Genomic DNA, 20007 nt, shown 5'->3' on the forward strand with positions numbered 1-20007 from the left:
GGCGCGACATGTGCAAAATTTCACGTCGATACATGATCCGATCTACAACCTAAATTATTTCCCCCGAAACCAATTCAATGCCGCCGATCATCGTGAGTTACGACAAGCCGCCACTGACATGTGGCGCGAAATCACGTGCCTGAAATCCGCATGACAGATGCGCCAAAGAATACGTTACGTCTGCACTCTCGTTAAAGTAACAGTGCCCTGGATACACTCGAATTCATCCAGCCGTACATCATGGTGTGGATTCGCCGTTGTTTATAAGTATACCGATTCGATTGGCGTACTTTGCCGGAATGTTTCCGGCTATGCGGATCGAGATCGAACCGTAAGCAGGGTTTTAGGTAGGAGTTGATCGGCAACATCAGAAGCGATAACCTTCTGTGACCAATCGACGGTGCCCTGCTGGTTCGGTGCGCACCGTGTGGAGCGTTAGGGCGTTCCATTGACGAGCGAAGCTTGAAGTTGGCGGAGCTTTAGCGCCGAAACCTACTCATCAATGAGGTTGATCGCCATTTCGCGGCACTTTTCGAAGGATACCGATACGGCTGGCGCTGTTCCATCCACGACGTTGAGCCCTTCTCAGAATTTCCGCGGGCGGAGTAGGTGGCGAAAATGAAGAACCGCGCGTCCGAGCTCTCTGAACGCCTGGTTGATAAGGACACCGCCTGTACAAATCGCGTCTTCATGGCAGCCGCATATTTGACATATTTGCGCTCCTACCAGTTTATCGGTCCAGAGGGTGTAGGGAAAGGGTTGGGAACGTTCTAAAATCTCTTGGCTGACTTGCTGCGCAGTCATGACCCGCGCGAAATAGCTTCCTGCGATTTGGCAGCCTTAATGATCCAGCGTTGGAAGCGCGCGCCAAATGGCTTGCTCAACGCGGCGCGGTCCCACGCGAGATAATAGCTTTCCGACAGCCGCAAGCGGAGGTCATAGGGTATAATCAGTCGGCGCTCGGCTAATTCTTCTCCAATCATTGAAATTTGGGCCAATACCACGCCGCGTCCACTCAAAGCTGCGCCTATTGCGCCGGTAGACAGGCTAAAGGAAAATCCGGGCGCTGCATGCAATGTATCAACACCTATATGGCGCGCCCAGTCGGCCCAGTTCGGCGGCGGTAAATAATCGCTCTCCCAGTCAATGCCCAACAGCGGTAGCGACAAAATATCGGCCGGCTGCTGCAGCGTACCGCCAGCCAGCAATTGTGGCGCACAGACCGGGACCACCCAGTCGCGATAAAGCTCGACATAGTGCTCGTGCGCCAGCACGCGTTTACCATAGGTTATGCGGAAATCCGCCGGCTCAACGCCAAGCTGGGGCTCGATGTCCTGTCCGCTCAAGCGCACGCGTGCTTCCGGATGTTGTGATTGCCAGTCAAAAATCTTTGGCCCAATCCATCGGTTGGCTACCGATGTCAGCGCGCTCAGGATTATTACGCCGTGATTGCGCGCCCGTTCGAGTACATCTCCCGCCCGGGCAAGTTGTTCGAATCCCTTCGAGATCTGCTCGTGATAAATCCGGCCCCAAGTGGTCAGGGCTATCTGGCGTCCTTCTCGCTCCAGCAGCGTGACGCCAATAGCCTCTTCAAGACTGCGTATCTGCTGACTGACAGCGCCGGGTGAAACTCCCAGTTCGCGCGCCGCCTTTGTCACTGTTCCGCAGCGCCCAATCGCCTCGAAAACCTGCAATCCCCGCAAGGGCAAATTAAGCATAACCGCTGTACTCACGTTGGTACTTTTTAGCTACTCTAAATAAAAACGCAGGACTAGTCAGCTTGTATTTGCTGTGCTCCCCCCTGAACATGCTGGCAATTAAAATCGAAAATTGGGGAACGATCATGTTTTTAAGGAATGCTTGGTACGTCGCTGCCTGGGATCATGAGGTCAATCGCGAGTTGAAGACGGTGACGATTCTCGGTGAGCCGATCGTTCTTTATCGCACCAGCGATGGTCGGCCGGCGGCGCTTGAAGACGCGTGTCCGCATAGGAAATTGCCGCTTTCCATGGGGCGCATCAAAGGTGATCAGGTCGAATGCGGCTATCATGGCCTGACCTTTGATATGACCGGCACCTGCACCCGCGTTCCCGGCGCCGAGAAAATTCCACATGTCGCCTGTGTACGATCCTATCCTGTGGAAGAACGCTATGGTCTTGTGTGGATCTGGATGGGCGAGGCGGACAATGCCGACCCGGCGGAAATCTTCCATGTCGAGCATTTCGATGATCCGGCCTGGGGCGTCAATCGTGGCGAATCGATGATGCTCAACTGCAATTATCTCTACATGACTGACAATCTACTCGATCCGTCTCATGTCGCCTGGGTGCATCAATCTTCCTTCGCCAGCTCAGCCTGCGAGGAAACGCCCCTTGAAACCACGGTGGCTGCGGACGGCGTGACTGTATGGCGCTGGATGATCGATTCAGACCCGGCGCCTTTTTATGCACCCTTCCTGCAATTTGCAGGCAAAACCGATCGCAAGCAGCATTATGAAGTGCGTTATCCGAGTAACGCCATCATTAAGGCAATTTTTGCCCCGGCGAATAGCGGTGGCGAGGGCAAGTCTCTGCCCGAAACGACCTTTATGATGGACAGCTATAATTTCATGACCCCGATCGACGAAAGCCACACAAAATATTACTGGTTTCAGCTTCGAAACTTCAAGCCGGATGATCCGGCGGTGTCAGCAAGTTTCGCCAAATCCGTGCGCGGTGCATTTGAAGAGGATCGTGTCGTGCTTGAAGCCGTGCAGCAGGGAATGGCCAACAAGAAGACGCCAAATCTTGATCTAAAGATCGATACGGGCCCGCTGCGTTTCCGCCGCCGTCTGGCGCAGATGATCGCCGCGGAAAACTCAACCGCCGTGGCAGCTGAATAGGCGGTCTTAATGGCGAAAACTCAAGGTTTTCGTCCATTTATGGTAACGGCAAAAATCCGTGAGAGTGACACGATAACCTCGTTTCACCTGACCGCCTGCGACCGTGAACATTGGACGAGCTTCAAGACAGGCCAATATCTGACGCTAAGGGTGCCTAGTGCGCAAGGAACAGAACAGCGCAATTATACCGTGTCGTCATTTTCAGCCGAAACCGCAACCTATCGCATTACCGTCAAGCGTGAGACGGCGTCGTCAGCGCAGTATCCCGACGGTCTCGCATCCAGCTGGCTGCATGACCGGGTGGAAATCGGCGCCCACATCGATATTGACGGCCCGCACGGCGCTTTCACCTTGGATGAGACGAGCTGCCGGCCGGTGGTGCTGCTGTCGGGCGGCGTCGGACTGACGCCGATGGTCGCCATGCTGCGGGCGTTGGTGGAACAGAGTGATCGACCGGTCTGGTTCATTCACGCCACCGATCACGGCGGCGTACATGCCCTGCGCGAGGATGTCTTGTGGCTGGCGGCGGCAAGAGACAATATCCGGGTGCATTTTTGCTACCGCACGCCTCGCGTGGAGGATGAGAAGTTGTTCCACTCCACCGGCTTGTTGTCGAAAGAGACGCTGCAGGCGCTGCTGCCACTCGACGACTATGACGTCTACATGTGCGGACCTCTACCGTTCATGCAGGCCATGTATGATCTTCTCACCGATCTTGGCATCGCTGAAAACCGCATTGCCTATGAGTTTTTCGGTGTGGGCAGCCGGCTGAAAAAGACTAGCTCATCTCTGACTGCTACAGCCGTGGTCACCGCTGAACCGTCGCTGAGCGGTGACGCAGTAAGCGTTGCGCTCGCCGTGAGTGGCCAAGTTCTGCCCTGGAACGATAAGTCACCGTCCTTGCTGGACTTTCTCGAGGATAATGGTTTCGAACTGGCGTTCAGCTGCCGTGCAGGCATATGCGGCTCCTGCGTGCAGAGACTGGTGTCGGGGACCGTGAGCTATTTTGAAGAACCGCTCGATGGTCCCCAACCGGGTCAAGTCCTGTTGTGTTGCGCGAAGCCACAATCAACCATCGTGCTTGATCTATAACGACCTAAGTAAGAAGGGACACGCGCGTGAACGCAGGTTTCATCAAATATAAGGCAAAAACGGTTGCATCATTCATTCCGACGAACTTTGACGCCATGCGAGCGGACTTCATCGCAGCAGCGCAGAAAGCCGGAGCAAGCCTGGAACAGATCATTCATCCGTTGCATGGACCGACGGGAGAGCAGCTTTCGACCGATGTGGCGTTGATTGGCCGTCGCGATGCGCGGCGCATGCTGGTCATTCTGTCAGGCACCCATGGCGCGGAGGCGGCGTTTGGCTCTGCCTGTCAGAGCCGATGGGTCGGGAGCACCGACTTAGCCGGATTGCCGGAGGATCTTGCCATCCTGCTCATCCACGCCATCAATCCATGGGGCGCGGCCTGGATGCGCCGAGTAACCGAGAACAATGTCGACCTAAACCGCAATTTTATCGACTGGTCGAAAGAGCCGCCGCGCAATGAAAATTATCGCCGTGTACACGAAGTTGCGGCTTTCACTGCCTGGGACGGTCAGGAGCGCGAGCAGGCCAGACAAGCTTATGCCAGGTTACAGCAGGAACTGGGTGGGCCACAGGCGATGGTGGCGGTGGTCGAAGCGGGCCAATATGAATTTAGCGATGGGCTCTATTATGGCGGCTCGCAGGCGGAATGGTCCAATCTGACGCTGCACCGCATCATGCAGGATCATGTCAGTGAGGCGGAAAACGTCGTCCTCTTCGATCTACATACCGGTGCGGGGCCCTATGGTTATCCTGCACTGCTGTCAATCGCGGAAAGCGAGCATGGCGGGCTGGACTGGGGTAGAACCATCTACGGTCCCGCAATGAGTGTGGTGCTGACCGGAACCAATGCCACTACAGATACCGGTATCGCCGCGACCGCAACAGGCTATGTTTCGGCGGCAGTGCGGAAGATGTTGCCCCGCGCAAAGCTGCTGCCTCTGGTGGTGGAATGCGGCACGCTGGCGCCGGGTGTCATGGCAGAAGCGGTCAGCGCCGACAACTGGTTGCATCTGCATGGTGATCCTGCCAGCCCGCTCGGTCTGGACATCAAGCAACGCCTGCGCACCGGCTTCATTCCAGAAGACCGGGCCTGGGAGGAGGCATGTATCCCGGCCAGCCTGCGCTATTTTGATCGCGCTTTGCAGAGCCTGCATGACCTTGCCGCCCAGAACCCGTTGCCGGCGCGGGTCGCCGCCAACGTCGTACCACCGATGGCGGCAGAATTGCTCCCGCCGGCAGTGGAAGTGCATGATTTGCACAAGTCTTTCGGCAGTCTGGCGGTACTTGGCGGTGTAAATCTTGTGGCGCGGCCGGGTGAGGTCGTATCAATGATCGGCTCATCGGGGTCGGGCAAAAGTACTTTTCTGCGCTGCGTTAATCTGCTTGAGCAGCCCGACAGCGGCCGTATCGTAATTGACGGCGAAGAAATCGCGATCCGCCGGCGGCGGGACGGCAAACAGGCACCGGCAAACAAGCGCCAAGTAGAGCGCATTCGGGCCGATGTCGGCATGGTATTTCAGAACTTCAATCTCTGGCCGCATATGACGGTGCTGGAAAACATCATCGAGGCGCCAGTGCATGTACGCAGTCAACACCGCGCGGATGCGGTTGACCATGCCCATGAACTGTTAAGGAAGGTTGGACTAGCAGAAAAGCATGGCCATTATCCGGCGCAGCTTTCCGGTGGCCAGCAGCAGCGCGCCGCCATCGCCCGTACACTCGCCATGCGGCCAAAGGTCATTCTTCTCGACGAGCCGACGTCAGCGTTGGATCCGGAACTGGTCGGCGAAGTGTTGCGCGTCATCCGCCAGCTCGCCGAAGAGGGCAACACCATGATCCTGGTGACGCATGAAATGTCCTTTGCCTACGAGGTCTCGCACAAGATCCTGTTCCTGCACCAGGGCAGGGTGGAGGAGCAGGGTGCACCAACAACTCTATTCAGCAATCCGCAATCGCCGCGCCTGCGGCAGTTTCTGGCGCGCACATTCATTAACTGACACCACAACCGACAACAAACACAAGGGGAAAACGTGATGTGGAAAAATCTGGCGCTCGCCAGCATCATGGCGATGGGCATTTCAACGGCTTCGGCCGCCGGTGAAGAACTGCGCATTGGCACTGAAGGCGCCTATCCGCCATGGAGCATGGCCGATGCGCAGGGCAATGTCACCGGCTATGACGCGGATGTCGGCAAGCTCGTCTGTGCAAAAATGGCGGTGAAATGCACCTTTGTTGTACAAGCCTTTGACGGGCTGATCCCGGCGCTGAGGGCGCATCAGATCGACGCCATCATTTCCGGCATGTCGATCACCAATGAGCGCAAAAAGGAGATTGCTTTCTCGAAAGGCTATGGGGACGTCCCCAATTTCTTTGTCGCGCCCAAAGGAAGTCCTGTCGCGGCACTGACTGACTTCGACGGTCTGATGAAAGCGCTGGCCGACAAGCGGATCGGCGTGCAATCGGGCACGACCCATGCCCGTTATATCGCCAAGCACCTTCCGGATGCCGATCTGAAGACCTATGACACACTGGAACAGATGCAGATCGACATGGCCAGTGGCCGCATCGATGCGTTTTTCTCCGATGTCTCGGCGGCTGATGATTTTCTTGGCAAGCCGGATGGCGCCGGCTTCAGACGGGTCGAGGTGCGTATCGACAGCGCCTCGGACGAAACGCTTGGCGATGCCGCCGGCATCGGTCTGCGCAAGGAAGACAGCGCGTTGAAATCGAAAATTGACGGGGCGCTCTGTGCGGCCATTGCCGATGGTTCGATCGGCAAGGCAAGCGTGACCTGGTTCAAGATGGACATCAGCAAGCCATGCAAGTGAAATGCCAATCATAATGCAATAATTTCAATGAATTACTAAGAAAAGCTGCGCTGCGACAGCAGCGCGGTTCTCTGTCGGGCGGTGGCAAGGTGTGAAAATGGAAATCAGTTTTTTACAAATCTGGGAGGGTGGCTGGATCGGGGCCATTCTTCGCGGCGCGACCATCACGATCGCAATCGGTCTGTGCAGTATGGTGCTGGGCGGCGTGATCGGCACCCTGTGCGGACTGATCAAATGGGGGAGGATCTTTCCGCTCAATCTGCTTGTAGACGCCTATACGTCGGTGGTGCGCGGTATTCCGGAACTGCTGATCATCTATCTGCTGTTTTTCAGCTCGGTGGAATTTGTCAGCAAACTCGCCAGCGCTTTTGGCTATGCCGGCATGGCGGCGGGCGGCTATGCTTTCATCATTGCCGTAATCGCCATTGGCACCATATCGGGCGCCTATACCACCGAAGTGGTGCGGGGCGCCCTGAACTCAATTCCCAAGGGCCATCTGGAGGCGGCGAGTGCGCTTGGCATCGGGCGCGCCCGTATATTTCGCCGCATCATCCTCCCGCAAATGCTGCGCATCGCTTATCCCGGCATGAACAATGTCTGGCAGATCACCATCAAGGATACGGCGCTGGTTTCAGTCGTCGGACTGCAGGAACTGATGCGGGTGGCTTTCATCGGCGCCGGTTCGACCCGCAGCCCGTTCATTTTCTATCTCACCGCCGCCGCTACTTATTTCCTGATCACCATCATCAGTCAGGCGGGCTTGGTGCGTTTTGAACGCCGGTTGATTTTCAGCCTAAGGAGGGCCTGACATGGATATAGAATTTATTGCCCGCGCCTTGTCCGTGCTGCTGAAAGGATTGAGCATGACGCTCATTCTGGCAGGCTGCGCCATTGTGGCCGGCTTTGCCTTTGGCCTGACACTAGCATTGATGCGCATGTCACAGCGCCGCCTCGTTGCAGGCTTCGCAAGGGGCTATAGCGTCGTGTTTCGCGGCACGCCGTTTCTCGTCCAGATTTTCCTGCTTTATTATGGGCTTGCACAGTTATCCTTCATCAAGAACAACGCGGTGATGTGGTGGTTCATCGGTGACGCTACCCATTGTGCAATTCTGGCGCTGTCGCTCAATACCGCCGGTTACAGTTCGGAAATCCTGCGTGGCGGCTTTGTCGCGGTTCCCACCGGAGTATTGGAAGCGGCGCGCGCCTGTGGCATGAGCCGGCTGCTGCAGTTCCGGCGTATCCTGTTTCCGCTCGCCATGCGCCAGGCCTTGCCGGCCTATGGGAACGAGCTGATTTTGATCGTCAAGGGCACGAGCCTCGCCTCAACCATCACAGTGCTGGAGATTACCGGATATGCGAAGCGGCTGATGAGCCAGACCTATGCCATTTTTGAGATCTTTGCGGTGGCCGGTTTGCTGTATCTACTTATCAATCTGGTGGTGGTGTCGCTGGTGCGGCTGATTGAGCGCGCCCTCGCCGTGCCGACCTGAGTCATTCCCTCCTTGGGGCAGGTTCGGCTATCAAGGATTCGCACCTACAGCGTTTTGTTGGAGGATTCACCAAAGATTGTACAGCTGGGCGCGCTACGTCGGGTTCCAGCCGGAATGTAACCTAACTGAGAGAGTGAATTTCATGCGACTGGTCATTGCCCGCCTCAATCATGAGACCAATACTTTTTCGCCGGTCGCGACGCCGCTGGCGTCATTCGATCCCCAATGGGGCGAGGCAGCGCTTGCATTCGGACGAGGTAGTAACACCGCGCTGGGCGCATTCATCGCCTATGCCACGAAAATAAAAGCCGAAATGGTGATTCCGCTCGCTGCAACAGCCAATCCGAGCGGCACGGTTGACGACGACGCATTTGAGACGATGGCCGGCGCGATTGTCGCAGCAGTGGCAAGGGGCTGCGACGCGGTGCTGCTAGATCTGCATGGCGCCATGGTGACGAAAAGCCATGATGACGGCGAAGGTGAATTGCTGGCCCGGATCCGGCAGGTGGCTCCATCAACGCCTATCGGCGTTGCACTTGATATGCATGGCAATATCACGCCGGCAATCATCGTCAACAGTGATTGCATCGTTGGCTTCAAAACCTATCCACATGTGGACATGTATGCTACCGGCGAACATGTCGTCAGGATCATGGACGCCATGTTGGAGCGCGGTATGCGTCCGTATCAGGTCATGTGCCATCCGCCGATGCTGGCGTCAACCCTGTGCATGAATACCAATAACGACTGCGCCATGACCGATCTGGTTGATTTGGCCAGACAAGCAGAGCGCCGCGACGGCGTGCTGGCGGTCACTGTGTTTGGCGGGTTTCCTATCGCCGATATTGCCGAAACCGGTTTGTCCGTGGTGGTGGTGGCAAATGAACCGGCCGTGGGGCAAGAGGTGGCGAGAGACATTGCCCAAGCCGCCTGGCAGCGCCGCGAGGAATTGGTCTATCGGGAGGAACCCTTACAGGATTCGCTTGCTCGGGCGGTCAAGGCCGCTTCAAGCCCCGGAACCGGGCCGGTACTTCTACTGGACCATGGCGACAATTGCATGTCGGGGGGCACCTGCGACAATGTCGATGTATTAAGGTCTGCGCTGGCACGAGGCATGGCCGGAATCGTGGCTGGTCCGATTTGCGACCCAGAAACCGTACGGCAATTGACGGAAGCGGGCGTCGGTGCGCAAATGAAGATTGATCTCGGCAACCGGCTGCAGGCCGAAGGGTTTGATCGAATGGAGCCGCCTTTGCGCCTTTTCGGACGGGTCGGGGCCGTGAGCGACGGCCAATATATCGTCTCCGGGCCGATTTACACCGGGCAAGTTTGCCGGATGGGCAAGGCCGTGAAGTTTGTCACCGCGGATGCCATCATACTCATTACCGAGCGTCCGCACGAGCCATGGGACCTGGGCGTTTTCACCTCGACCGATATCGATCCTCTAGCGGCACGTTTCCTGATCCTAAAGTCGCGCATGTATTGCCGTCCGGTATTCGAACCGCTGAGCCGCGCCACAATCGAATGTGCAAGTTTCGGCGTCACCAGCTCGAACTTTGATAATTACTCCTTTACCAGGCTGGCGCGGCCGATTTATCCGCTTGATCCGCAAACCGGTTTTGATCGCTGAACTCTATCGGTCACGGGCCAGCGCGCGCACCGGCCGTGAACGCCTGCGAAAATCGGCATGACCCTAAAAGATGGATGGCGCCAATAACGCTAATCCAGACCGCTTAGGCGGTGCCGCGCTTGGTCAACATACAAAGCAAAACTCCCAACCATAGAGATATATGCGATGATGCTATTGGGCAGGATGACGAAGCCTATCGACGGTTTCATTTAGAACGCCTAGGCTCAGGACCTATTTGCAGATATCAATCGCCTTTGATTCACTCGGATCGCAATGAGGCTTTTGCTACGAGTGGTGTCCTGTCGCGGTCGGAGGCACCGATGTGTCGGATCAAACCCTGTTTTCCGCTGTCTCACTGAGTCCCGCGGGTCGATGACCGCCTGGTCCGGCACTATGGCTCGAACGGGTGGGCCTCCGGCGAAGCGTTGCAGGACTTGATTGACTTCGAGCATTGAAGGCTGCCGATCTTCTCGCTATATTTCCGCGCTGAAGGCGATGTTGATCGCGGCACAAGCACGCGAAGTTCACAAGTATAATCGGAATAAGCGTCTTTAGGGTCAGGACTTCGGTAACGGGGCCGTTCCAGTCAAGCAAAAAGTGACGACCGCAGCCGCGCCGTCATGGTGCCATTGCGGTAAATAATCCCGACAGATCCCCTTTCGCCGCTGCCTGACTTGCTTTGCCCTTCGTTTGAGGTCCGCCCGGGCTCATGCTTCGGTCCGTGGTCAGCGCGATAGCTGCCAACATGATGCTGGTCCAGTGCGGTAATTCCGATGTGCCCATCTCATTGGCGTGCTCGGCAGAGGCCGGCGACAGTCCTGACCACGGCATCATCGGAACCGCGTCCCGGTTGGGACCTCGAAGGTCTGCGGTCAGGCAGACGTCAACGATATGGTTCTGATGTGAAGGCTCAGGCCGACTTGGCGAGCAATCGGTCTGAAGAGAATTCGGTGCCATCCGTCCACATCCGGTGAAGGATGGTACCGATGCGCCTTGCCAAAGCCACCATCGCACGCTTTGCACCTCGGCGTTTGGCGACTTGTGCGGCCCAGCTTCTCAGCCATGTCGAGCGACCCCGATGTATCATAACGGTAGCCGCCTGACACAAGGCTCTTCGCAGATTGGCGTCGCCAGCTCGCGTAATACCGCCGATCACGTCGCGCTCACCGGACTGGTTGCGCGAGGGTGTAAGGCCGACCCATGGACCCACCTTCTTGGACGATGAGAACCGCGCGGGATCATCGACCGCGGATCGGAAAGTTAAGGCGACGACCGCCCCGATGCCAGGCATCGTCGTCAATAGCCGGCACACCGCGTCGTCCTTCGCAAGCAGACGGACCTGACGTTCGAGTCCCGCCAGTTCATGGCGAAGGCTGGTGCGCGCGCGTAACATCGGTCCGGACGCTGCTTGCAACATGGAATTGCCTTCCACCAACTGTTTGATCCTGGCGTCGAACTGGCCGCGCGAGATGGCGCCGACCTTCAGGCCGAAGTTTCTCAGCAATCCGCGCAATGACAGTTCCAGCGCGATCATGCCTTGTTGGATCGCCTTGCGGGCAGACAGAAGTGCACGAACTTCCTGTGCCGACACGGATTTACAATGTACGGGCCTGAACCAGCCCAGATGAAGCAGTCGGGCAATCCCTTCCGCGTCGCGCCGATCCGTTTTGATCGGCATTGCCTTCAGAGCACCCTTCACCTGTCGGGTTTCCATCAGAACAACTTCCAGCCGGGCATCGGCCAAACCGCGATGCAGCCACTGGGACAGCGGCCCGGCTTCAAGCCCTATGATAGCGACCGATCCCTCCAGGGTGTTTGCAAAATCCACGATCGCTTGGGGATCACTGAGAACCTGCGCTTCTTTTACGATCTTGCCGTGCTCATTGATTACACAGACCGCAGTCTTCGCCAGTGATACATCCAGTCCTATGAACAGCTTCATCCCATATTCCTCCGATTGAGACCGATACGGGAACAACGACAGCTTGCTGCGGGCAATTTCAAGATGCGTCAGCCGGTGGCGTGGCGCAGGCCCCGTTACAGCATCTCATTGATCACAGCCAGAAGATTACGGTAGCGGCGAGTGCGATGGCTGAGAGGAAGACCATAGGGCACCTGTCATAGCGTGTAGCGACGCGCCTCCAGTCCTTGATGCGGCCGAACATGATCTCGATGCGGTTGCGGCGTTTATAGCGGCGTTTGTCGTATTTAATGGTCTTGTTTCGGGATTTCCTGCCCGGGATGCAGGGAGTGATACCCTTTTCCTGTAGGGCGTCGCGAAACCAGTCGGCATCATAGCCACGGTCGGCCAGCAGCCATTGGGCCTCGGGAAGCTCGTCAAGCAAGGCGGCTGCACCGGTATAATCGCTGACCTGACCTGCCGTGATGAAGAAGCTGATCGGGCGACCGTTGGCATCCGTTACAGCATGAAGCTTGGTGTTCATGCCGCCTTTGGTGCGTCCAATCAGGCGTTCCGCGCCCCCTTTTTTACCCGCAGGCTGGAAGCCGTGCGGTGGGCTTTGAGATAGGTCGCATCGATCATGATCGTCTTGCGCTCTGGAGCTTGAGGCACTGCCAGACCTTCCATCATCCGCAGGAAGATGCCCTTGTCGCCCCAGCGTTTCCAGCGATTATAAAGTGTCTTGGAGGGGCCATATTCCTTCGGCGCATCGCGCCATCTGAGCCCATTGCGATTGACGAAGATGATGCCGCTCAGAACGCGCCGATCATCAACGCGAGGACGGCCGTGGCTATTAGGGAAATACGGCTGAAGACGTGCCATTTGCTCGTCTGTCAGCCAAAAGAGATCACTCATCATTCAGGCTCCTTCGAGCCCGTCTGAATCACAATCAGCGTGACAAATCAATGGGTCTTGACCCTAGGGCGTCGGCAATGCCCAGCACGTCCGCCACGAGTTCATCGACGGTGTAGGCGCCCCTTCTTTTCGGCTGAGCGCCTGTGGAATAACCGCGCTGATTGACGGCGATCGCACTATAGCCGGCGTTTGCCAGTTCCAGCATCACCTCGGTCCAGCTGTCGGCGAATTGCGGAAAGCCGTGAAGGAGCAGAACGACTTCTCCATTTCGTGGGCCGCATGCCAGCCTTGAAAATTGCATCTCACTGGCCGGCAAGGTGAAGGTTTCAATACCAGGCTGCTGAGCCGGGTCATCAACTTTGCGCGTCATTGTTGAAATCTTCTTTCGAGCCGGTGGCCCATCCAGCGTTTGCGAGCCATTTCAGCGCCGACAGACTCGGCATGAACAGGTATTCGCCACCTTTCATGACGTTGAAGGTCTGCACCCCATCCACCCGCCTGCGGACCGGCGCCTGCGGGATGGTAAAACGGCCATTTTCTTCATGCAGCCCGACGATCGGATCGCGCTCTTCACCGAGATCGACGAAGTTGCCGCGATTGATCCACTCCTGCTGCATGAACTCGATGGTATCGTACGCACGCGCGCTGATGAAAATGAAGAAGATCCCGCGATCGCCCTTAGCGTCGTCCTGCGGTGTCACATCCTCCGAATAGACCGGTCCGAAGGTCGACGAGCGTCGGATGATCCGGTGTATATTGACATCGGTCAGCAGCGTCAGTTCGGAGTCGCGCGGATTGAGCCGGCGCATGTGACAGCCGAGTGGGACGACACGGCCCTTCGGATCTTCCTTGAAATTGAAGTCATTGTTGCGTTCGGGATCGCCGCCCAGTTCCGCATCGTCTTGTTCTGGCGCCAGAATGAGCGGCGCTCCGGAACGCCAGCGTCCAAACATTTTTGCCGCGAGGAATTCGCGCTCTTCGGCAGTCTCGCCCTGCGACTTGAGAAACGCATTGAAGCAGCCGACGCGGCTTTGGAACTTGCGCAGGACCACAAATGTGCCGTTCTTACCGAGAACCGGTGGTTCCGGCATGGCCAGCGGCTGGCCATTCTCACTCTCATAGCCGAGAATGAACTCGCCAGCCCTGATCGGTCTCTCCTCGCCGGGTAGCGGATCGACACCACTGCCAGCCACCGCCGGCTGCGAGATCGAATCCCGGAAGCCAAATGGGTTCTTTGCGCCGTCCGGGGCGCCAAAGCGATGCTCGCCGAGCAAGGTAATGCCGGTACTTTTGTCGAGTTCCGCGCGCGCCGTCGCCAGGGCCTTGTCGAGCGCCGCGTCGTCGACGGCGTAGATGGTCAGGGCCAGATGACAGTTGCCCGGCTTGAACACGTCTTCCCAATTCTCCGGCGCATTCGGGCCGAAATCCCGCAACTGCTCACGGCGAGCTGCCATGCCCTGCTGGAAGGGCAGGGGAAAGGTCTTCAGTTGCGCATCGGGAAGTCCTAGTGCCTTCAGGCCTTCGAAGCTCAGCGCCGCTCCAATCCAGAAATCCAGATCGTCGCTCCAGTTGTCGGCCGACGAGATATGGGGTGACAGCCTGCCGAGCAAGTCGCGGGCACCGTGTGCTTCGTCGAAATGCAGCATAGCATGGATACCGACATAGGGCTCCGGCCGGCTTCTGAGGATCAAAGCCTGAATGTCATCGAGTTCAAGCGACACGCTGTCGCGGCGAAAGCGCTCTTTCAATTTTTGCAATAACGCCATGGTTCAGCCCACCTTGTCCAGGAATTCATTGACGGCATGCTCCATTCGTTGGAGCCGTCGGACATCGACGACCGTCACCTGGGGATTGGCGACGAACCAGCCGGCCGCAGTTATCTGGTGCTCGGCGATAAAATCCTTGACCTTCGGGCTGGCAATGCCAGGCCAGCCCTCGACCGAGGCGAAAAGCAGGTCCATCAGGTCCGGAATTTTGGTGGCGAAGTCGTTGATGTAGGTATCCCAATCACCGTCATAAGCGGTCGCGAACAGGATGCGCGTATCGTTGTCGAAAAAGACGAAGCGCATATTGTGCAACGTGCCGACTTTCTGCGCGCCATCGAAATTGCCGTTCACGAGGTTGAAGATACGGCGCAGTCGATCGGCGCCACCTGGCTTAAGATTGGCGATGGCGGTCAACTCGGAGACATTGCCGGATTGGGCCCCGACCCGTCCGGCGGAGCCTGCAGTGCCTTTCAGATCGGGATTGTGCTTGGTGACCATCTGCTCAAGCGCCAGCTTGGCCAATTGCGGGGCATCGCCCACCACTTCCTCGATCCGGCGGCGGATTGCCTGCAGGCGCGTTTCGTCTATCTGCGGGGTGTCTTCAGTATCGGCCATGGCGGCCTCCTTTCGTGACGGTTTTGAGTTCGGGGTATCAGTCCGGGATTTCGCCGATCGTTTCCGGTTCGACGCGCGGCTGCGCGTTCCATTCGTGCCGACGCTGAGTCGAGCGTTCATAGGCGGCGATACGCACGCGCATGATCGAACCGAGCGGCTGGTGCGCTTTGACGCCATGCCATGGATTGAACGACAGGACATCGTCGCCGTAGACCCTTCGCGCCGGAGAATACGCGTCCTGCTTCGGGATGCGTAGCGTGGCGACAGGCTGATGCGGCGAAAGCCCTTCCGGCCATAGAACGGCCGCATCCTCCACCGGCATCTTGTCGATGTCGCGACAGAGTTGGGCGCGCAGCTGGTATTCGGCTCCCTCGTTTCGGAAATGCTCGACCACGAGATCGCGCATGGTCGAATCCCCCACGGTCCCGACATCCTTGCCGGTCAATGCACGTACATTATCCGACAGCGGCGCGGCGCTGATCTTGGCGATGTAGTCACCGAAGCGAACCGCGGCCATGGAGTGATAGGTCTCGCCAAGGAGGTGATCATTGTCGCGGGCGAGCCCGCGCAATGTTGCGCCCGGTTCGATCCCGACCGCCTCGACTGCTGCCTCGACGCCGCGGGCCACCCCAGCCATGGCGCGCTGCAGGAAAGCTGGATTGTCGGCGTTTTTCTCCAGGAGCCCGATCAACTGTCGGTATTTGCCGATCGTGCCAAAGCTCAGGGTTGGAATGTTGACCAGCAGGAAATCTTGGTTGCGGCCGGCATCCTGTGGAAGCAGCCGTTCTCCCTCGACGCCGATGATCTTGATGGCCATGCCACGCGGCGCGGGAATGGTGTCGGAATGAATGTCGCCTGGGGCGGACGATAGACGGATGACGACGGGATACGTGGATGGGCGAGCGAAAACACCCTGTCGAAGATGGCTGGGAAGGTCCGGTACCACGAGTTCGCCCTTTAGGAAGCCGTGACTCTTGGCGTGTGCATCGCGAACGGCGTGGCGATGCCGATCGAAGGCCCGGCGGTTGGTCGTCGCCATGATCTCGAGGATTTCGGCAGTGAGTTCTTCCTCATCATCTGTTCGGACCTCGACATCTTCACCGTAGTGGACGTATTCGCTCAAATCGGCGCCTCGAATGTTTCGCTACAAAAGCGTTTGCTCTTTGTTCAGTTTCGGATATCGTTTGATATCTGAACAATAAATCCGTGAGCCCCGAAAAAGTTCCAGCGTCATTTGCTTTGAGGGAATCGAAAATGCCGGTGAGCCGAAAAGAGACCCAGCGTCAGACCCGCGATAGGCTTCTGGAGGCTGCCCACGCCTCGATTGTTGAAGAGGGCGTCGCTTCAATCTCGATCCGCAGTATCTGCGCCGCAGCAGGGCGCACGCAAGGCGCATTTTATTCGAACTTTTCGAGCAAAGACGATCTTCTTGTCGATCTGATGGAGATGCATATTTTGGAGGAGGTATCGTTCCTGCGTCGGATCTTAAGCGAGGCCGCCGGCAACGACGTCGACGAAACGCTTCGAATTCTAACCGAGCGACTTGCCTATGTGGCGACTGAACCGGAATGGTCGTTGCTCTCGATTGAATTGCAGCTTCATGCCCGCCGGGACAGCAAATTCGCCAGACGCCACAATGCCACCAAGGCAACCTGCTACCGGGTGTTCTGCGAGCTCATTGAGGATCTCGTTATTCGCTACAATCTTCTGCCGGCCTTGCCTCCGTTGCAGATCGGCATAGGCCTTTACGCTTTATGGTCGGGTATGGCTGTGCAGGGCGATGTCGCTCAGGCCATGCCGCGCGAGCAGATGCTGCTGGCATTCTTCCGCGCGATGACAGGACGGAAGACGCCACACGGTGGATCTGATGAGTTAGATGAACTCCCAAGCGAGTCTGGAAGCGTTCATCGTTAATCAACCGAATGGAGAGTTCGATGGCAAGCCACCGGGCGCGTTCTTTCAGTTTTTCCAGAACCCGCTTGGGTGTCTCCTCTAACCACTATCATCGGGACAAGAAGCCGAAAGCATTGGTTGTGGAACGTCAATCGGAATACGCGATCGACTACGATCTGGCTTTGGATAACTTTGGCGCCCGAGCCCTGTTCGCGAATATCCCTGGTGAAGCAGGCAGGGCAGTGTCAGAAGATGAAGATATCGCAGTTGTATTGATAGATGCCGACACCGTCGATCTTGAAAAGTGTCTGACCGTTTTTCGACGGCTACGCCCGCTGAAACTCATCATTGTCGCAGGATCGGATGCCAATCTCCGCGATGAATATCCGTGCGATGTGCGGCTGGTTCGGAAACCGCTCGTCATCAGAGAACTCGAAAAAGAGTTTGCCTACCTGTGATACATTGATCCGCTCGAGGACCGCGCCGAAGCTGGAGGAACTGTTGGTTTCACGCGGAACTGAGCCCATCCAGCAACGGCCGACATTTGGACGACAAATACAGGAAAAATTTCAAGCTCTCGCGCCAGCTGTACCTTCCTAACACCGCAGCTGTGAAGGCCTATCCGTTATCATTGGAAGCCAAAGGCTGTTCCGCTTGGCACAGGTGATAGCCTCTGCGTAACCCGCATCAGCGCGATGATCTCGCAGCCGTAGCGGTCATTGCCCTGCTGGTCGGTCCACTTGGTGTAGTGGATGCGGCCGCGAACCAGAACCTTCATGCCCTTTTCGCAATGCTCCTCGATCGTCGTGCCAAGGCCGTTGAAGGCGGTGATCCGGTGCCATTCGGTGTCCTGCACCCGGTAGCCCCTTTCGTCGCGGACGACCTTGCCTTCCGAGTAGCGGGGGCGCGAGGTCGCGAGGGTGAAGTGGGTGATCCTGGTGCCGCCCTGGGTGGTGCGGGTTTCCGGGTCTTGGCCGATGTTGCCAGCGAGGATGACGATGTTCTGCATTTTCGGTCTCCGTTGCTTCTCGGAGGAACCATTCCCTCCGACGAGACCCGGCCAAGGCCGTCTGGAGACTCCTGCATCGTCGCCTTCGGCGGCGGCTCGACCCCCAAGGTCCGGGTGGAGCGGGCAGCCGCGCCCCGCGCGGCAACACGGCCGGAAACCGCGGGGGTTGCCGGAAGGAATCAGAACGGACTTAGGGGATCAGTCAGTCGGAGGGGTTGGTGCTTCCATAAGCCCGATGGAGACCGGGCCAGAACAGCATCCTTGCTGGTCGCAGATGAGACAGGGCCAGACGCACCGCCCCGGCGGAGCACCGGCCACGTCCCCTTCGCCTGCCAATCCGCGCCCCGGCTTCGGAGGCAACCCAGGATTTCCGCGAAAACGAGACGCCTGCCGGGTTGTCCGCACGAATTGTCAGATCATCGTTTTGACGGCACGAGACTCGATTCAGCGCATTGCAGGACGGCATGAAGATGTTCGCGGCGCAGCTCGTCGCGCACTCCATAGGCCGATCAGCACCGCTTCGACCGCCGCGCTCGCAGATCCGGCCTGATACCGATGTACCATGCCTGATGAGGCGACCGATGCCGCAACGGCTCTTCAGATGGAGAGCACTGCTTTGGCTTGAACGGAAGGCCGGAACGTTGGCGACCCCGCATGCCGGGATGCACAGGGGAAGGAAGGATATGTGGAAAGGCCGCAAGCCGTTATGGCGCTGACTGGTTGTCAGGGACATTCTAAATATTGCGGCGGCGCCCTTGGCGCGGCCGTTTAATGGAGAATCCGTTCTCGTGCCGCAATGATCGGCGTCGCTTCAGGATTCCAGCGGCGTTTGCACCAGCCGCCCTCCGGAAACATGAAACCGCGTGTCGCCGATGCGCGCCGCATAAGGTCCGAAAGGCTGGACCTGCTCGCGGTCGATCTCGTCGCAGAGGATCAGGCCGGAAGGTTCTGTCGCGAATTTTTCACTTCTGCTGCGTTATTGTCGCTTCGGTGCGCATAATTGGGCGAGGTGACTGGGTATGGCGATCGATTTCAAAGGGTCTCATTTCCCCAAAAATGTCATCCTTTATGCGGTGTTCTTCTATGTTCGTTATTCCGTTTCCTATCGTGACCTTCAAGAAATCATGGCCGAACGTGGCGTGAACGTTGACCATGCAACATTGAACCGCTGGGTTGTCCGTTACGCGCCACAGATTGCAGATCAGGCACAGAGACGTAAGCGTCGAACGCTTGGCTCATGGCGTGTTGACGAAACCTATCTAAAGGTCAAAGGCAAATGGACATATTTGTACCGGGCCGTTGATCGTGACGAACAAACGCTTGATTTCATGCTCTCCGAACGCCGAAATCTCGGTTCTGCACGACGTTTCTTCAAGAAAGCCATCGCAGCCAACGGTGTTCCAGACAAGATTGTCATTGATAAAAGCGGCGCCAATCTGGCGGGAGCCCAAGCTGTAAATACAATCCTTAAAATCACAGGTTACAGCAAGATGATTGAAATCCGGCAGATCAAATATCTCAACAATATTCTTGAACAGGACCATCGTTTCATCAAGCGGATTACCAATCAGATGTTGGGGTTCAAGGCATTTCATTCAGCCGCAGCGACAATCGCGGGTATCGAAGTTGCGCATATGATCCGCAAGAGGCAATTCGCAAACGACAATTGTTCACCATTCATGGTCTTTGCGGAACTCGCAGCATAATTGCGCCCGGAGATACGCCTGCCTTTAACCCGCTGAAAATTTGCGACACAACCCCCCAGAACCGCTTGACCAGAAAATCCCGATCGAAAGTAAAAACGGGCGTACCAGATAGTGTTGAGTTTCATCTCAGTATGGACCGGTGCCCGCGCCGCGTCGAACCGGTCGGACGTCACGTTTTATCAAACGCGGGATTGATAATCCCGGATCATGGGCAGAGGAGAAACGGAAGTATTTCACGTCAACAGTCTGCATCGGTAACATTGGTTAGATCAACGAAAAGAG

The 20007-nt window shown here is 57.2% G+C and carries 18 protein-coding genes and 1 pseudogene; 11 read left to right on the forward strand and 8 right to left on the reverse strand.

Features of this window, described 5'->3' with window-relative positions; all coding sequences use genetic code 11:
* A pseudogene (locus F9K94_RS25030) lies at positions 1 to 154 on the forward strand (IS6 family transposase); the annotation flags it as partial.
* A 646-nt stretch (positions 155 to 800) separates the two neighbouring features.
* On the opposite strand, the gene F9K94_RS23820 reads toward F9K94_RS25030, so the two are convergent.
* Entirely contained in the window at positions 801 to 1718 is a 918-nt protein-coding gene (locus F9K94_RS23820) for a LysR family transcriptional regulator (protein WP_151649012.1), read from the reverse strand.
* 125 nt (positions 1719 to 1843) lie between these two features.
* On the opposite strand from F9K94_RS23820, the gene F9K94_RS23825 reads away from it, so the two are divergent.
* The 7 genes from F9K94_RS23825 (at position 1844) to F9K94_RS23855 (ending at position 9921) form a co-directional block, all read left to right on the forward strand.
* Complete coding sequence (locus tag F9K94_RS23825; protein ID WP_151610686.1) at positions 1844 to 2881, forward strand: aromatic ring-hydroxylating dioxygenase subunit alpha; 1038 nt, start codon at positions 1844 to 1846, stop codon at positions 2879 to 2881.
* A gap of 9 nt (positions 2882 to 2890) precedes the next feature.
* The gene (locus F9K94_RS23830; RefSeq protein WP_151649008.1) at positions 2891 to 3973 is read left to right on the forward strand and encodes an FAD-binding oxidoreductase; all 1083 of its coding nucleotides are present in this window, start codon (positions 2891 to 2893) and stop codon (positions 3971 to 3973) included.
* Positions 3974 to 3999: 26 nt separating this feature from the next.
* Entirely contained in the window at positions 4000 to 5970 is a 1971-nt protein-coding gene (locus F9K94_RS24895; RefSeq protein ID WP_278423163.1) for a DUF2817 domain-containing protein, read from the forward strand.
* Between the two features lie 36 nt (positions 5971 to 6006).
* Positions 6007 to 6801: a transporter substrate-binding domain-containing protein gene (locus F9K94_RS23840; RefSeq protein WP_231771646.1), complete on the forward strand. Its 795-nt coding sequence runs from the start codon at positions 6007 to 6009 to the stop codon at positions 6799 to 6801.
* Positions 6802 to 6898: 97 nt separating this feature from the next.
* Positions 6899 to 7609, forward strand: a complete 711-nt coding sequence (locus F9K94_RS23845; protein WP_151610689.1) for an ABC transporter permease — start codon at positions 6899 to 6901, stop codon at positions 7607 to 7609.
* A gap of 1 nt (position 7610) precedes the next feature.
* Complete coding sequence (locus F9K94_RS23850) at positions 7611 to 8291, forward strand: ABC transporter permease (protein WP_151610690.1); 681 nt, start codon at positions 7611 to 7613, stop codon at positions 8289 to 8291.
* A 142-nt stretch (positions 8292 to 8433) separates the two neighbouring features.
* The gene (locus F9K94_RS23855) at positions 8434 to 9921 is read left to right on the forward strand and encodes a M81 family metallopeptidase (RefSeq protein ID WP_151610691.1); all 1488 of its coding nucleotides are present in this window, start codon (positions 8434 to 8436) and stop codon (positions 9919 to 9921) included.
* A gap of 910 nt (positions 9922 to 10831) precedes the next feature.
* Here the strand turns inward: F9K94_RS23855 and F9K94_RS23860 are convergent.
* From F9K94_RS23860 to F9K94_RS23885, 6 genes are all read right to left on the reverse strand, one after another.
* Complete coding sequence (locus F9K94_RS23860; RefSeq protein ID WP_151649010.1) at positions 10832 to 11863, reverse strand: IS110 family RNA-guided transposase; 1032 nt, start codon at positions 11861 to 11863, stop codon at positions 10832 to 10834.
* A gap of 112 nt (positions 11864 to 11975) precedes the next feature.
* A protein-coding gene (locus tag F9K94_RS23865; protein WP_086000526.1) for an IS5 family transposase occupies positions 11976 to 12736 on the reverse strand; the annotation gives its coding sequence in 2 pieces (ribosomal slippage) (positions 11976 to 12412 and positions 12412 to 12736; 762 coding nt in all).
* Positions 12737 to 12770: 34 nt separating this feature from the next.
* A complete protein-coding gene (locus tag F9K94_RS23870; RefSeq protein WP_210250264.1) occupies positions 12771 to 13106 on the reverse strand; it encodes an alpha/beta fold hydrolase in 336 nt (111 codons plus the stop codon).
* Positions 13090 to 14502 carry a Dyp-type peroxidase gene (locus F9K94_RS23875; RefSeq protein WP_151610702.1) on the reverse strand — a complete coding sequence of 471 codons (1413 nt, stop codon included), beginning with the start codon at positions 14500 to 14502 and terminating at the stop codon, positions 13090 to 13092. Before F9K94_RS23875 ends, F9K94_RS23870 begins: the two co-directional genes overlap by 17 nt.
* Positions 14503 to 14505: 3 nt before the next feature.
* Positions 14506 to 15117 carry a hypothetical protein gene (locus F9K94_RS23880; protein ID WP_142174102.1) on the reverse strand — a complete coding sequence of 204 codons (612 nt, stop codon included), beginning with the start codon at positions 15115 to 15117 and terminating at the stop codon, positions 14506 to 14508.
* Positions 15118 to 15154: 37 nt separating this feature from the next.
* Positions 15155 to 16240, reverse strand: coding sequence for a catalase family protein (locus tag F9K94_RS23885; protein WP_192799581.1), 1086 nt, complete (start codon positions 16238 to 16240; stop codon positions 15155 to 15157).
* 83 nt (positions 16241 to 16323) lie between these two features.
* Here F9K94_RS23885 and F9K94_RS23890 point away from each other — a divergent pair, with 83 nt between their 5' ends.
* Positions 16324 to 17031 carry a TetR/AcrR family transcriptional regulator gene (locus tag F9K94_RS23890; RefSeq protein ID WP_235920684.1) on the forward strand — a complete coding sequence of 236 codons (708 nt, stop codon included), beginning with the start codon at positions 16324 to 16326 and terminating at the stop codon, positions 17029 to 17031.
* Between the two features lie 20 nt (positions 17032 to 17051).
* Entirely contained in the window at positions 17052 to 17468 is a 417-nt protein-coding gene (locus F9K94_RS23895) for a hypothetical protein (RefSeq protein WP_151610700.1), read from the forward strand.
* Positions 17469 to 17638: 170 nt separating this feature from the next.
* Here the strand turns inward: F9K94_RS23895 and F9K94_RS23900 are convergent, their stop codons facing one another.
* Entirely contained in the window at positions 17639 to 18019 is a 381-nt protein-coding gene (locus F9K94_RS23900) for a single-stranded DNA-binding protein (protein ID WP_210250265.1), read from the reverse strand.
* A 1019-nt stretch (positions 18020 to 19038) separates the two neighbouring features.
* On the opposite strand from F9K94_RS23900, the gene F9K94_RS23905 reads away from it, so the two are divergent.
* On the forward strand, positions 19039 to 19725 hold the full coding sequence (locus F9K94_RS23905; RefSeq protein WP_151610699.1) for an IS6 family transposase: 687 nt from the start codon (positions 19039 to 19041) through the stop codon (positions 19723 to 19725).
* The last annotated feature ends 282 nt before the right edge of the window (positions 19726 to 20007 follow it).

It is taken from the genome of Brucella tritici, from assembly GCF_008932285.1.
GTDB classification, from domain to species: Bacteria; Pseudomonadota; Alphaproteobacteria; order Rhizobiales; family Rhizobiaceae; genus Brucella; species Brucella tritici.

Excerpts from the sequence above, each read along its gene's own strand:
- F9K94_RS23820 (WP_151649012.1), bottom strand. The coding sequence starts at position 1,718 with ATGCTTAATTTGCCCTTGCGGGGATTGCAGGTTTTCGAGGCGATTGGG.
- F9K94_RS23825 (WP_151610686.1), top strand. The coding sequence starts at position 1,844 with ATGTTTTTAAGGAATGCTTGGTACGTCGCTGCCTGGGATCATGAGGTC.
- F9K94_RS23830 (WP_151649008.1), top strand. The coding sequence starts at position 2,891 with ATGGCGAAAACTCAAGGTTTTCGTCCATTTATGGTAACGGCAAAAATC.
- F9K94_RS23840 (WP_231771646.1), top strand. The coding sequence starts at position 6,007 with ATGTGGAAAAATCTGGCGCTCGCCAGCATCATGGCGATGGGCATTTCA.
- F9K94_RS23845 (WP_151610689.1), top strand. The coding sequence starts at position 6,899 with ATGGAAATCAGTTTTTTACAAATCTGGGAGGGTGGCTGGATCGGGGCC.
- F9K94_RS23850 (WP_151610690.1), top strand. The coding sequence starts at position 7,611 with ATGGATATAGAATTTATTGCCCGCGCCTTGTCCGTGCTGCTGAAAGGA.
- F9K94_RS23855 (WP_151610691.1), top strand. The coding sequence starts at position 8,434 with ATGCGACTGGTCATTGCCCGCCTCAATCATGAGACCAATACTTTTTCG.
- F9K94_RS23860 (WP_151649010.1), bottom strand. The coding sequence starts at position 11,863 with ATGAAGCTGTTCATAGGACTGGATGTATCACTGGCGAAGACTGCGGTC.
- F9K94_RS23870 (WP_210250264.1), bottom strand. The coding sequence starts at position 13,106 with ATGACGCGCAAAGTTGATGACCCGGCTCAGCAGCCTGGTATTGAAACC.
- F9K94_RS23875 (WP_151610702.1), bottom strand. The coding sequence starts at position 14,502 with ATGGCGTTATTGCAAAAATTGAAAGAGCGCTTTCGCCGCGACAGCGTG.
- F9K94_RS23880 (WP_142174102.1), bottom strand. The coding sequence starts at position 15,117 with ATGGCCGATACTGAAGACACCCCGCAGATAGACGAAACGCGCCTGCAG.
- F9K94_RS23895 (WP_151610700.1), top strand. The coding sequence starts at position 17,052 with ATGGCAAGCCACCGGGCGCGTTCTTTCAGTTTTTCCAGAACCCGCTTG.
- F9K94_RS23900 (WP_210250265.1), bottom strand. The coding sequence starts at position 18,019 with ATGCAGAACATCGTCATCCTCGCTGGCAACATCGGCCAAGACCCGGAA.
- F9K94_RS23905 (WP_151610699.1), top strand. The coding sequence starts at position 19,039 with ATGGCGATCGATTTCAAAGGGTCTCATTTCCCCAAAAATGTCATCCTT.